At 67.3% G+C, this 13,001-nt stretch carries 10 protein-coding genes; 3 read left to right on the forward strand and 7 right to left on the reverse strand.

All coding sequences use genetic code 11. The annotated features are described in order from the left end of the window. Positions 1-102 precede the first annotated feature (102 nt). The 5 genes from Aple_RS11640 to Aple_RS11660 all read right to left on the reverse strand — a co-directional run bounded on the left by Aple_RS11640 (position 103) and on the right by Aple_RS11660 (position 9,497). The gene (locus tag Aple_RS11640; protein WP_155344554.1) at positions 103-1,845 is read right to left on the reverse strand and encodes an IlvD/Edd family dehydratase; all 1,743 of its coding nucleotides are present in this window, start codon (positions 1,843-1,845) and stop codon (positions 103-105) included. Positions 1,846-1,856: 11 nt separating this feature from the next. Further along, on the reverse strand, positions 1,857-2,639 hold the full coding sequence (locus Aple_RS11645) for an SDR family NAD(P)-dependent oxidoreductase (RefSeq protein ID WP_155344555.1): 783 nt from the start codon (positions 2,637-2,639) through the stop codon (positions 1,857-1,859). Beyond that, complete coding sequence (locus tag Aple_RS11650) at positions 2,636-3,742, reverse strand: alcohol dehydrogenase catalytic domain-containing protein (protein WP_170321411.1); 1,107 nt, start codon at positions 3,740-3,742, stop codon at positions 2,636-2,638. Before Aple_RS11650 ends, Aple_RS11645 begins: the two co-directional genes overlap by 4 nt. An 807-nt stretch (positions 3,743-4,549) precedes the next feature. Next, entirely contained in the window at positions 4,550-8,560 is a 4,011-nt protein-coding gene (locus Aple_RS11655; RefSeq protein ID WP_155344556.1) for an NACHT and WD repeat domain-containing protein, read from the reverse strand. Positions 8,561-9,065: 505 nt separating this feature from the next. Continuing rightward, complete coding sequence (locus Aple_RS11660; RefSeq protein ID WP_218038258.1) at positions 9,066-9,497, reverse strand: DUF2000 domain-containing protein; 432 nt, start codon at positions 9,495-9,497, stop codon at positions 9,066-9,068. Positions 9,498-9,546: 49 nt separating this feature from the next. On the opposite strand from Aple_RS11660, the gene Aple_RS11665 reads away from it, so the two are divergent. Continuing rightward, positions 9,547-10,341, forward strand: coding sequence for a helix-turn-helix domain-containing protein (locus Aple_RS11665; RefSeq protein WP_155344558.1), 795 nt, complete (start codon positions 9,547-9,549; stop codon positions 10,339-10,341). A gap of 149 nt (positions 10,342-10,490) precedes the next feature. Continuing rightward, a complete protein-coding gene (locus Aple_RS11670) occupies positions 10,491-10,691 on the forward strand; it encodes a hypothetical protein (protein WP_155344559.1) in 201 nt (66 codons plus the stop codon). 8 nt (positions 10,692-10,699) lie between these two features. Here Aple_RS11670 and Aple_RS11675 read toward each other — a convergent pair whose 3' ends face one another. Together Aple_RS11675 and Aple_RS11680 are read right to left on the reverse strand one after the other, a co-directional pair. Then, positions 10,700-11,239, reverse strand: a complete 540-nt coding sequence (locus tag Aple_RS11675) for a hypothetical protein (protein WP_155344560.1) — start codon at positions 11,237-11,239, stop codon at positions 10,700-10,702. Positions 11,240-11,274: 35 nt separating this feature from the next. Beyond that, a complete protein-coding gene (locus Aple_RS11680; RefSeq protein ID WP_246264384.1) occupies positions 11,275-12,165 on the reverse strand; it encodes an SMP-30/gluconolactonase/LRE family protein in 891 nt (296 codons plus the stop codon). A 145-nt stretch (positions 12,166-12,310) separates the two neighbouring features. On the opposite strand from Aple_RS11680, the gene Aple_RS11685 reads away from it, so the two are divergent. Beyond that, complete coding sequence (locus tag Aple_RS11685; protein WP_155344562.1) at positions 12,311-12,997, forward strand: enoyl-CoA hydratase/isomerase family protein; 687 nt, start codon at positions 12,311-12,313, stop codon at positions 12,995-12,997. Positions 12,998-13,001: the final 4 nt, after the last annotated feature.

A 13,001-nucleotide genomic window follows, 5' to 3' on the forward strand; every position in this document is an offset into this window, starting at 1 on the left:
ACCGAAACTTGGGCTTCATTGTCTAGTCACCATCGTACGGCGCGGCGGTCATTCGAACCTAATGCTTGGTCGTTTGCCCGATCTGTCCCGAAACCAGGCCCGTCAGTGCGAGTCGCGCGGCACCTCGCTCCCGCGACAGCCCCGCAGGAACCCGAAGTCCGCGCCGCCGTCCGCCTGCAGCACGTGCTCCCGGTACAGCCACCGGTAGCCGCTGTCGTCCCCGGACTTGGGCGGCAGCCACTCGGCCCGCCGGCGCGCCAGCTCCTCCTCCGGCACCAGCAGCGTCAGCCGCCGGGCGGGCACGTCCAGCTCGACACGGTCCCCCATACGCACCAGCGCGAGCGGGCCGCCGACGGCCGCCTCGGGCGCGACGTGCAGCACCACCGTGCCGAAACCGGTGCCGCTCATCCGCCCGTCGCTGATCCGCACCATGTCGGTCACCCCGGCGCGCAGCAGCTTGGCGGGCAGCGGCACGTTCCCCACCTCGGGCATGCCCGGGTAGCCCTTCGGCCCGGCGCCCCGGATGACCAGGACGTCGTCGGGGCTCACGTCGAGGTCGTCGTCGTCGCAGACCGCGTGGTAGTCCTCGGGCGAGTCGAACACCAAGGCCCGGCCCACGTGGCGCATCAGCGCGGGCGAGGCCGCCGACTGCTTGATCACCGCGCCGTCCGGGGCGAGGTTGCCGCGCAGGACCGCGGTGCCGGTGCCCGCCGGCTGCAGCGGCTCGGCCAGCGGGCGGATCACCTCGGTGTTCCAGCAGACCGCGTCCGCGACGTTCTCCCCCATGCCGCGGCCGGTCACCGTCAGGGCGCCGGAGTTCAGCAGGCCCGCCTCGTCCAGCTGGCGCAGCACCACCGGCAGGCCGCCGGCGTAGCAGAAGTCCTCCATCAGGAACCGGCCCGAGGGCATCAGGTCGACGATGGTCGGCACGGCCCGGGCCAGGGCGTCGAAGTCGTCCAGGGGCAGGTCGACGCCGAGCCGTCCGGCCAGCGCGGTCAGGTGGATGATGGCGTTGGTGGAGCCGCCGATCGCGGCGTTGGCGCGGATGGCGTTCTCGAACGCCGCGCGGGTGAGGATCGCGCTCGGCCGCAGGTCCTCCTCGACCATGGCCACGATGCGCTGGCCCGCCTCCTGCGCGACCTCCATGCGGCGCGAGTCCACGGCGGGCCAGGCCGCCGAGCCGGGCAGCTGCATGCCGAGCGCCTCGGCCACGCACGCCATCGTCGAGGCCGTGCCCATCGTCATGCAGTGGCCGTTCGACCGGGCCATGCAGCCCTCGGCGACGTGGCCCTCCTGGACGGACATGCGGCCGGCCTTGATCTCGGCCTCGAACTTCCACACGTGAGTGCCGGAGCCGACGTCCTGGCCCCGGTACTTGCCGTTCAGCATCGGGCCGCCGGTCACCATCACGGCCGGCAGGTCCACGCTGGCCGCGCCCATGAGCAGGCCCGGCGTCGTCTTGTCGCAGCCGGACAGCAGCACCACGCCGTCCAGCGGGTTGGCGCGGATCAGCTCCTCGGCCTGCATGGCGAGCATGTTGCGGTACAACATCGCGGTCGGCCGCAGCAGCGTCTCCCCGGTCGCCATCACCGGGAACTCCAGCGGGAACCCGCCCGCCATCCAGACGCCGCGCTTGACCGCCTCGGCCACCCGGTCCAGGTGCGCGTTGCACGGGGCCAGCTCCGACCACGTGCTCGCGATGCCGATGACCGGGCGGCCGTCGAAGACCTCCGCGCCGAATCCCTGGTTGCGCATCCAGGAGCGGTACAGCATGCCGGAGCGGCCCTCGGCCGCGAACCAGTGCGAGCTGCGCCTTCTGGTCCCGCTGTCCTCTTTGTACGCCATGGGGTCTCCGTTCACATCCATCCGCCGTCGACGATCCACTTCTGGCCGGTGCACAGGGCGCTGTCGTCGGCCGCCAGCCACAGCACCAGCCGCGCCACGTCGGCCGGCATGACGTTGTCCGGCAGCGACTGCACCTGTGCGAGTTTCTCCCGGACCTCGGGCGTGACCCAATGGGTGAGCTGCCGCTCGGTGAAGACCCAGCCCGGGATCACGCAGTTGACCCGGATGCGGTCCGGCCCGAGCTCCCTGGCCAGGGTCCTGGTCAGGCCCTCGATGGCGGCCTTGGCGGCGATGTACATCGGCAGGCCGACGAGGTCCACGTGGGCGCTGATGGAGCCGAGGTTGATGATGGAGCCGCCGCCGAGTCTACGCATGCCCGCCATGACGGCCTGGATGGCGAAGAAGTGGTGGCGCAGGTTCACCGCGATGCCGTGGTCCCAGTCGGGGGTGTCCACGGTCTCGATGTCGGTTCGCGCGTCGTTGGCGGCGTTGTTGACCAGGATCGAGATCGGGCCGAGCGCGTTTTCCACCGTCGTGATCGCCGTACGCAGCTGGTCGATGTCGCAGACGTCGGCGTGGACGTACAGGGGCTCGGGGCAACCGGTGCCGGTCAGCTGCTCCAGCAGCCGGTCGGCGCCCGCGTCGTCGATGTCGGCGAATGCGACCCGGGCGCCCTGCGCCGCCAGGGAGGCGACGAATTCCGCGCCCAGGCCGGTCGAGCCGCCGGTGACGAAGGCGACTTTTCCCCGCAGACTCGGGTAGACGGCGTACCTCGCCTGGGTGGTGTCGGTCATGGCGTCTCCCCCGGCATGACCACGCCACGGCCGACGGAGCCGCTGGTCAGATCGGTGAATGCTTCGTTGATGCGATCCAGCGGGTACCGCCGACCGATGAGGGTGTCGAGCGGCAGCCGGCCCGCGAGGTACAGCTCGAACAGGCGGGGCAGGTCGATGAGGGGGTTGGCCGAGCCATACAGGCTGCCGATCACCTTCTTCTCCCGCTGGACCAGCATGTTCAGGGGCACGTTGAAGGTCTGCCCGACTTTTCCGAGCCCGACCGCCACCAGCGTGCCGCCCGGCCGCAGCACCTCGATCGCCGTCTCCAGGGTCGCGGGCCGCCCGATGGCCTCAATGGCCCACTCGGCGCCGCCGGGCCGGATGTCCTGGATCGCCGCGGCGACGTCCGCCCGCGACGCGTCGACGGTGTGCGTGGCCCCGAGCCGCTCCGCCATGGCGAGCCGCTCCGCGACCACGTCCACGACGACGATGGGATTGGCCCCCGCGAGCACCGCCCCGAGCACGGCCGACAGCCCGACCCCGCCCGCCCCGAAGATCACTATGGCCTCGCCGGCGCACCGCCCGATGGCGTTGAGCACGGCCCCCACCCCCGTGATGACCGCGCAGCCCGCGATGGCCGCGATCTCCGAAGGAACCCCCTCCGGCACCGGCACCACCGCGCGCTCCGACACCACGCAGTACTCCGCGAAGCAGGACACGCCGAGCAGGTGATGCACCCGCGCCCCATCCGCGTGCAGCCGCGTAGTCCCGTCCAGCAACCCGCCGGACCCGACCATGATCCCCGCGGCCTCGCACAGCGCGGGCCGCCCCACCAGGCAGTTCCGGCAGTGCCCGCAGCGCGGCCGCCACATCAGGCAAACCCGATCCCCCACCGCGAACCGCGTCACCCCCGGCCCCACGGCCTCCACCACGCCGGCCCCTTCGTGCCCCGGCACGACCGGCAGCGGGCATCGCAGGTCCCCCGCGAGGTAGTGCTGATCACTGTGACAAACCCCAGCCGCCTCGACCCTGACCAGCACCTCTTCCGGCCCCGGCGCATCGAGATCCAGCCCCCGCACCACGAGGGGCGCCCCGAACCGTTCCAGCAGCGCAGCCCTCATCCGACCCCGTTCTCCCGCTACCGCCCACCAGCCTTCGGACGAGCCGCTTCCACGCTCGGCCGATACCTTTACATGGGCTCCGAACTCGATCGCTGCAACGGTAGGTGTAACGAACACATGACGTCAACAGTTTCGCAACTTTCCACCGCACACCCGACCTATCTGGCCTCGCCACCCCCGTCCCTCGATCGCCCGTCGAGTCAGGTAGCACATTTCAAGCTGGTGTTATGCCGCATACACGGGTATCGAACATCACCCGGATACACCCCGAAACTTTCCTCGACATAGCCACAGCCGTCCTGAGGGACGACGCGACCCACTCCACGTCTCGCAGACCCCTGATCCGGACGACGGCGACCGCACCTCGCAGTTCGCGGGCCCCGTCGCGCACGCCCATATTTGTCCCGACTGGTCCAAGCCACCCGTGGATGCGGGAACTCGACCTGTGGTGCAGCCTGCGATGATGCTGCGATCAAGGCACCGGGTCTGGCTGTGGTCGCAGGACATCGTGTGGTCTCTGCTTTACCTGATCGTCCGACGTCCCGCCGCGGGATTGGTTCTCCTTGCGCGTGATGACGATGCCCAAGGAGGTGGAGATCATGGTGCTGCGGCATGACGTTGCCGTGCCGCGCCGACAGATCGCTCGGCCATTGCTGCAACCCGCCGACCGGATATCGCTGGCCGCGCTACCCCGCCCGCTACCCCGGGCCCGCTGGACTACATAAGCCCCGAAACTCACATTGACGTGTAGGAAAGTTGGTTGGTTTCCGAGGACGGAGTGATCCGAAACGAGATCCCTGTGGTCTTTCATGGGCATGGGGGGCCGTAAGGGTAGTCAGGAACGTACTGATTCCAATCCGTTTCGGGCAGCGCCCGGCCACTGACATAACACGCGCTCTTGATGGCTTGAGGTAAGTCGATAGTCCAGAGGATAGATGTTGTATCGCTACTTCCGGTGACCAGTGTCCGGTCGTCGTTGCTGAAGTCCGCTGACCAGACTCCACCGGTGTGACCCGTCAATACCGCCATAAGCTCGGGTGCTTTTCGCTGAGATATGTCCCACACGCGAGCTGTCTTATCCATGCTGGCGGATGCCAGGAGCCTCCCATCATGACTGAAAGTCAACGAGAGGATGGCAGTTTTGTGACCGCTCAGGGGAACCTCGAGGGAGAGCGGGCGACGACGGTCGGCTATGTCCCACATCCGCACCACCGAATCCGCTCCAGCAGCGGCGAGAGTCCTGCCATCTGGGCTGAAGGCCACCGCGAGAACCGACTCTTCAGGTCCGTCGAGGGAATCACCGAGGGGCGTCGCAATGCCTGCACTGGTCACGTCCCAGAGCCGGAGCTGGTGATCACCTCCACCCGAGGCCAAGGTGCGTCCGTCACGATTGAACGCTACCGAGGCCACCGATCCGGAGTGTCCTATCAAAGGCGTGCCGATGGAACGTGGATTTCCGGCGTCGGAGACATCCCACAATTTTATTGTTCTGTCGTCGCTCGCGCTGGCCAGAACGGTCCCGTCCGGGCTGAACGCGACCGAGTTAACCGGCTTAAGATGTCCGAAAGAGCTAAGGAGACGGGGAGCCTCAGGATTATCGACCGCCCAGAGTTGTACGATGCCGTCGTTGCTTGGAACGGCGAGAACGCGGCCGTCGTTCCGGAAGGCCATTCGATTGATATACCCCCTCCCAACGCGAACGGGTGCTCCGAGCGGAACCGGCTGACGAGGGTCACGGATGTCCCAGAGCCGGAACGTCTCATCTACACCACCTGTTGCGAGAACGCTCCCCTTCGGGCTGATCACAGTCGAGAGCACAGCATGAGTGTGACCGGCGATGACTGGCCCAGGAAGTTGCCAAAGACGAAGTGATCCGTCAGCCGCGCCCACGGCGAGAGTGTGCTCGTCGGCCCCAAAGGCCACACTCTCCACGGTTCCGGGATGGGGCAGGGTTTGAAGAGTACGTTTGCCGGCCAGGTGCCAGATGCGAACGGTGTTGTCATTCGCCCCGCTGGCAAGCATCTGACCGTTTGCGCTGAAGGCGACGGAGTACACTGGAGTGGCATGGCCTTCGAGGATGCCGGAAAGTGATAGATGACGCCTGTCATCCAGCTTCCAGAGTTTTATTTTCTGATCCTGGCTCCCGGTCGCAAGGGTTCTGCCGTCGGGGCTGAACGCCAGTGTAGTTACGACGGATTCGTGGGCACGAAGTGTCTTACCCAACGAGACAAGCTTTCTTTCGCGGGTAACGTCCCATAACCGTATTGTGTGGTCCGCACTTCCTGTCGCGACTGTGCGGCCGTCAGGGTTGAATCGCACAGTTCGAACTGCACCGCCGTGAGCAATGATTGGCTGGCCGAGTTGCTGTGAATGAGCCGGGTCGGCGAGATCCCATGTGCGTACGCTCCCATCCAATCCACCCGTGACGAGAAGAGTCCCATCCTGAGGACTGAACTCGACCGAGTACACCGGTCCCTTATGCCCGGAAAGAGATTTGGGGAATGCTGTGGGCCGATGGGGGTCGGCGATGTTCCATAAACTGATGGATCCATTGTAATTCCCGGTAGCCAGAACACGCCCGTCCGGACTCACCGCGACCGCGAACACCGCTCCGGCGCCCAGGCTGATAGGTTCTCCAAATCGGACGGGCCGATGGGGATCTCTTACATCCCACAAGCTCACTGAACCGTCGACGCCGGCAGTCACGAGAAGATGCTTGTCCGCGCTGAAGACGACCGACCAAATGGTGCCTATGTGGTCGGGCATCTTGACGGCAGCCGGTGCGGCAAGCGAACTCAGCAACGTACCGGCAGCTTCTTGGGTCGGAGCTATTCGGTAAGCGGCAAGAGCGAGCTGTATGGCCTCGGAAATGTCAGTGGTCCGCAGGCGATCAGCCTCGACGGCGACGTGGCGCGAATTCGCGATGTCACGTTGGGCGAAAGCCGTGTCGCGTTGCTGGAAGGCGACGACGGCGGCGACGAGCGCGATGACGGCCAGTCCAGCCAGGGTGGCGCGCGTGACTTGTCGTAGCCGGGTGCGGCGAATTTTCGCTCTGGTGCTGGCGGCCATGAAGTCGCGGGACGCGCCGGTGAGCGCGGGGTAACGGTCGGGGTCGGCATGCCAGCTGGATCCGGCCAGGCGGATGGCGGCCAGGCGGGTGCCGCGGTAGAGGTAGGAGGAATCGTTGCTCTTGTGAGCCCATGTGTCGGCGTCTTCGAGGAGTTGACTGTACAGGGCCCGGTTGATGGGGTCTTCCTCCAGCCACTCCCGCAGCTTGTCCCAGGCGTGCAGGAGCGTGTCATGGGTGATTTCGGCTGTCCCGTCGGTCACGGTGATGAGTCGCTGCGCGGCGAAGGCTTCCACCACCGCGTCCGCATCGGAGCGCTGATCGGCGCGCGGGTGGTAGGTCATCGGGTGGCGCACGACCGCACCCTGGCGGGTGATCTTGGTCATGCGGTGGAACACCTGGCGGGCGGTGGCCTGCTGCGGCGGTGTCAGGTTCTTGAAGACGGCTTGGGCGCTGGTCTGGATGGACTTGATGACCCCTCCGGACAGTCCATAGCCGCGGCTGGTCAGCCGATCATTCTCGCGGTGGCCCCAGGTGACACGCATGGCCTCCGACAGCAAGGGCAGCGCTCCGGCCTCATACCCGCCGGTGGCCGAGATGGGCAAGTCTTTCATGATGCTGTCGACCAGGCCCGGCTCGATCCGCAGGTCGGCTTGCTGCGCCGGCCCGGTGATGGTGCGTCGCAACTCAGATTCGCTCATCGGGCCGACCAGGAACAGCCCATCCTGCAGGGTCGCCGCCAGTTGGGGGTACACCGCGCAGGCAGCCAGGAAGTCGCTGCGGACCACGATCACCACAACGGCGGCGGGCTCATCGTTTGGCCCACAGGGCAGGGTCGCCGCCGCGTGCAGCGCCGCGATGAAATCCAGTCGCTGCCTGTCGGCCCGGGCTACCGCGTCCTCAGCACCGTCATCAGGCGGGGCGAAGACGCGCTCGAACTGGTCTACCACCAGGACCAGCCGATCATCGCCGACGGTGACCGGGGAGGAGGCGTGGGATGACACCGCATCACGCATGACCTGATGTGCCCGTCCCGGCTCGCCCGCCAAGTCCGACCGAATGACCGAGGGATCACCACCCGCAAGGTCGGCCAGAACCCGCGCCAGCTCGTCGAGCGGTGCCATGGTTGGGTACATAACCCGCACCGGCCACGTGGTCGAGTTTTCTCCGAGCTCGCCCGCGGCCAGCGCGGGCAACAAGCCCGCGCGCAGCAACGAGGACTTGCCCGCTCCGGACGCGCCACTCACCACCAGGACCCCAGGATGATCCAGCCGGTCGGCCAGCTTCTCCACCAACCGCGCGATCAGCTGCTCCCGCCCGTAGAACACCTCGGCCTGATCCTGCTCGAACGCGGACAACCCTCGATACGGGCACACCCCTGCCCACCGGCTCGCATCGTGCTCGGCCGCATGCGAGGCCGGAGATGCTCGTGCGTCCCGCAGCCACCGCCTCCATACGGACTCCTCCAGCAGGCCCACGCTCCCCTGGCGAGGATCAACGCGGCCACGGCAACGCTCGATCACCGCCCGGATGACAGCAGCGAACGCCTCATCGGACCGAGGAAGATGCGCGCCTCGTCTCCAATCGCTGATCCGCCTTTCATCGACTTCCCACGACTGTCCCGCGCGGCGCCTGCGGTTCGCCTGATCGGCGATCCGATCGACTGGCAGGTCCGCGAGCCTGAGTAACTCGTCCAGCCTGACGGCGAAGAATCCCCGCGGCGTCAGCTCCTGGCGCTCCTCGCCACTCATCTCCAGGGCTCCCAGTTATGCTCGGCGCCTTCCGGACCGGACCGGACCGGAAAATCACCGTAAATCATCTACCAGCGGTAGTTGCCCCGTTACAACCCAACCGGCATCGATCCCACGCTCCCGCATGCGTCAATCGCCAGTGGCAACCCAGCCAGCTACTTCCCGGGAGCGTCCTTGTGACTACAACCATCCTCAGCGTGATCAGCAGTATCGTCCTCGTCCTCGGCGCTGCCACGTGCCTACCCCGCGCGGCGGCTCACCTCATTCGTGCGTGCGTCCCTCTTGCCACCGCCATCACCGAACTCCGTACCGCGATCACCAACAACAGCACCCAGGACATTTCCCACCCCAAGGCCGAACTCCCCCACCTCCCAGATCAACAACTGGATACGAAACGTTCCTCGACATAGCCGTAGTCTCTCTAATGAGTGACGCGACCTCACCCCCAACGTCACGCAGACCCTAACCAGGACGACGGTGACCGCGCCCGCAGGTGATGTAGCGATTAAGGATGCATCTGGGCGCCTTTGGTCACGCGGTCCACCGCGTTGCGAGGGCCGTACACGGCGATCCCGACCAGATCGAGGGCGCTTGTCCTGACCGCGCGGATCGCCGCGCGGTTGTCGCGGTCGTGGCCGGTGGCGAACAGGTCGGAGGTGAAGACGGCCAGCGGGAGATCGCGGGTGAGAGCCCTGCTGTGGGCCGTGGACAGTTGTTCCTTGGATGCCTCGAACACGAGCACCGGCTGGCGGAACATCGGCAGGTAGGTGCTGTCGTCGGCGTCGCGATAGGGCTCGCCGATCACCTCGGGTACGGCGGAGCCCAGCCCGCTGACCAGGAAGGTCGTCACGTTCAGCCGCTGCCACACCAGAAGGTCGTCCCGGAGCAGGACGGCGATCTTGGTGTCGAAACGGACGGTCTCAGGTCTTTGTTCCATGGGTGGACGCTGCCGGACTCGCCCGCGACCGGTCTTGTACGATCCTGGCATGGCGGCCGAACGCGAGCTCGTCAAAGCATGGCGACCGGCGATCAAAGGGATCGCGGAAGTCCTCCACGCACGATTCACCGAGCACGCCTATCCCATGCACGTCCATGACTCCTGGACGGTGCTGATCATCGACGACGGCGCGGTCCGCTACGACCTGGACGGGCACGAGCATGGTGCGCTCAGCAAGCTGGTGACCCTTCTTCCGCCGTACGTGCCGCACAATGGGCGGGCCGCAGATGCGCACGGTTTCCGTAAGCGGGTGATCTACCTCGACCGGGCCGAACTCGGCGAGGAGCTGATCGGTCCTGCGGTCGACCATCCGGCGGTCGTGGATCCGGAGCTGCGCCGCTGCATCGATCGATTGCATGGTGCGCTGATCTCTCCTGGTGGCGAATTGGAGGCCGAAAGCAGGCTGGCCGTTATCCGGGAACGATTCCTCCGGCACCTCTCGCGTATGCGACGCGACGATCCGGCCGACCCCCGGCTCGCGCGTCAGCTGCGCGAACTACTGGATTCACGGGTGCGCGACGGCATTTCACTCGACGAGGCCGCCCGGCTGCTGGGCCGCCACCCGACGCACCTCATTCGCGCGTTCAGCCGGGAATTCGCGATGGCTCCCCATCAGTACCTGATCTCCCGCCGCGTGGATCGGGCCCGTCACCTGCTGCTTCAGGGCCTGCCGGCGAGCACCGTGGCGGTGGAGGCCGGTTTCTACGACCAGCCGCATCTGACCCGGCATTTCAAAAGAATCCTCGGCGTCAGCCCAGCCCGCTATGTGACCGGCCGAACGTGACACAGCGTGGAACGGAATGTCACGCCTTATGGAGGTCCTTCGTACCTTCATAAGGGAATATTTGAGATGGCATTAATACGGCGTTTCGGAGTCGCCATAGTGGCGATGACGGCGTTCGTGGCGGTGGCGGCGCCTCCACCAAGATTCTGATGTCCGTCACCGGCCTGCCGCAGGGGGTGACGGCGACGTTCAACCCGGGCGTGTTGATGAGCGGGGGCGCGTCCGCGCTTACCTTGACGGCCAGCCCGCAAGCGTTCACGGGTTGGTTCACGATCGCCATCATCGCGACCGCGCCGGGGCACACGGCTTCGGCTACGTACGAGGTGAACGTGGCCGACCCGATCGAGTGACGCGGTGCTCAGCCAGTGGAAGCGGCGGTCTTCATCACATAAGTGACGAAGACCAGGCTGGTCGTGCCGAGCCGGCCGGTGACCTCCCAGCAGCCTTCCGCCGGGAAGTAGAGGCCGCTGGCCTGGAAGCCGGTCGGCTCGTAGCCGACCGGTACGTCCGCGCGCAGGTTCGGGGCCGGGCCGTCGAGGCGGCGGCCGGTGATGTCGAGCTTGCCGCGGACGCCGCGCCACCAGCCGAACTTCATCCGGATCGAGCCGTCCTCCTCGACGAAGTCCGGCCCGGCCTCGATCACGCCGCCCGGCCAGAGACCTCCCACCGAGAGCGTGCTGTCGCCGTGCGAGCGGTCCCAGCCGAAAAGTGCCTCCTCGGGGATCGACGCGGGCCCCTTGGCGGGGAGCGTCACCGGGCAGTTCTCCGGGCCGGGCCGCACCTGCGCGGCGGCGGCGGTGGCGGTGGCCGCGGGGGATGGCTCTCGCGCCGCGGGGCCCGCGCACCCGGTCGCGGACAGGGCAACGGCCGCGATCACGGCCGGGATCTTCTTGCTCATGCCCCCCATACACCGGCCGCCCGCGCCGGGTTCCCTTACCGGCGCTTGATCGCTATCACGCTGTACGGAGTCGTCGGCGTCGGGGTCGTGGTGAAGCGGGCGTTGGGAAGGTAGAGGCGATCGCGGAAGGGGGCGATGGTGGTGGGCACGTCGAAGCGGGCGTCCACCAGTCTGCGTACCACCTTGCCGGACTTCGCGTGCCGGTCCAGGTTCAGGACGGTCACGGTGTTCAGGCGGTTCTGCACCACGTAGAGGGTGCGGCCCTCCACCAGCAGGCCGTCACCGTTGGCCAGGGACTCGGTGCCGACGTCCACCAGGGTGGCGACGCCGGTCTTCGAATCGACGCGGAACAACTTGCCGGTGTTGGACTGGATGACGAGCAGAGCCTCCCCGTCGGGAGCCGGGGCGATTCCGTTGGCGTTGATGCCGGTCGCATAGACGAGGTCACCGCTCAGCGGAATCTTCACCGCCTCGGACGGCAACGCTCCCCCACGCCCGAACGGCAGCTTGTACAGCACGGGGTTGGTCGAGTCGGTGAAGTAGGCCGCGTGGCGGGTGAGCGCGACATCGTTGATGAACGCGGCGCCGGAGGCGAGCTGATAGCTCGCGAGCACCTGGCCGCTGCGAGAGTCGATCACACGGGCATCGCCGCCCGTGCCACCGGAGACGAACAGCCGGCCGCGCCCGTCGATCTTGAGGCCGAGCGACGGAGTCCCCGGGCCGGGATTGATGATCTGCCCCTGCCCGGTACGCAGATCGGCACGGTAGATCGCGCCGGTCGCACGCGAGCCGAAGTACGCGGCCGCGTGGGACCCGATGGCGATCCCTTCCGGCTGGAAACCATCCGGAAGGGCGACCTCGGTGGGGAAGGCCGGCGTGCTCGCGGAGACCGCCTGGGCCGCCGCGGCCGGGGCTGCCACGAGCACGGTTAGGAACCCTGCTAAGACAACTGCCAACTTCATCGAAGAACATCCCGTCTGTCAGGGGGAAGGACGAGTAACCGTAGTGCCCGCCTGGGCAACGGTTATACGACCGAACGGCATCGCCTGGATTCATCGCCCGGTGCCCGAAATGCCCACTCGGCGCGGAGCGCGGTGGCTGGGCGGGTGCGGGCGGCCCAGGTCGCCGGAATCAGCGCGCCGAGTACGACCAGCGGCACCCCGGCCGTGGCCGTGGCGAGCGTCGGCGCGGCGAAGGCACATCCAGGAGCTCTCGGCCGGCGGGGAGCAGGCCGTCCGCTCCTTCATCTACAAGTCCTTCCAAGGGATGGCCAAGGCGATCCGGAACTTCCACGGCCCGGTGATCAGCGCCGTCGACGGCCCCGCCCTGGGGCTCGGCACCGATCTGGCTCTCGTGGCCGACGTCTGCTACGTGGGCGAGACCGGGTGGATCGAGCAGGGCTGGGGGAAGATCGGCGCCATTCCCGGGATCGGCGGCGCGTACCTCACCGCCCATCGCGCCGGCAAGGCGGCCGCCTGGGAGTTCGTCATGTCCCAGCGCCGCTGGACCGGACCCGAGCTGGAACGGCTCGGGCTCGCGATCGCGGCGGAGGACGCGGAGAAGACCGCCGTGGAGCGGGCCCAGTGGATCACCAGCAAGCCCGGCGGCGCCGCGGAGATGTACAAGTCCCTGCTCCAGCACGTCTTCGACGAGAGCTACGACGTCCACCTGGAGCGGTGCCGGAACTACCAGGCCAGGCTCCGGATGGACCCGGCGCGGCAGAACATCGCCGCCCAGGTGCTCGACGAGAAGAGGTAACCGG

This window comes from Acrocarpospora pleiomorpha (assembly GCF_009687885.1).
Classification (GTDB): domain Bacteria; phylum Actinomycetota; class Actinomycetes; order Streptosporangiales; family Streptosporangiaceae; genus Acrocarpospora; species Acrocarpospora pleiomorpha.

Bases quoted from the DNA above. Each gene is read 5' to 3' on its own strand.
- Aple_RS11640 (WP_155344554.1), bottom strand. From the start codon at position 1,845: ATGGCGTACAAAGAGGACAGCGGGACCAGAAGGCGCAGCTCGCACTGG.
- Aple_RS11645 (WP_155344555.1), bottom strand. From the start codon at position 2,639: ATGACCGACACCACCCAGGCGAGGTACGCCGTCTACCCGAGTCTGCGG.
- Aple_RS11650 (WP_170321411.1), bottom strand. From the start codon at position 3,742: ATGAGGGCTGCGCTGCTGGAACGGTTCGGGGCGCCCCTCGTGGTGCGG.
- Aple_RS11655 (WP_155344556.1), bottom strand. From the start codon at position 8,560: ATGAGTGGCGAGGAGCGCCAGGAGCTGACGCCGCGGGGATTCTTCGCC.
- Aple_RS11660 (WP_218038258.1), bottom strand. From the start codon at position 9,497: ATGGAACAAAGACCTGAGACCGTCCGTTTCGACACCAAGATCGCCGTC.
- Aple_RS11665 (WP_155344558.1), top strand. From the start codon at position 9,547: ATGGCGGCCGAACGCGAGCTCGTCAAAGCATGGCGACCGGCGATCAAA.
- Aple_RS11670 (WP_155344559.1), top strand. From the start codon at position 10,491: ATGTCCGTCACCGGCCTGCCGCAGGGGGTGACGGCGACGTTCAACCCG.
- Aple_RS11675 (WP_155344560.1), bottom strand. From the start codon at position 11,239: ATGAGCAAGAAGATCCCGGCCGTGATCGCGGCCGTTGCCCTGTCCGCG.
- Aple_RS11685 (WP_155344562.1), top strand. From the start codon at position 12,311: ATGCCCACTCGGCGCGGAGCGCGGTGGCTGGGCGGGTGCGGGCGGCCC.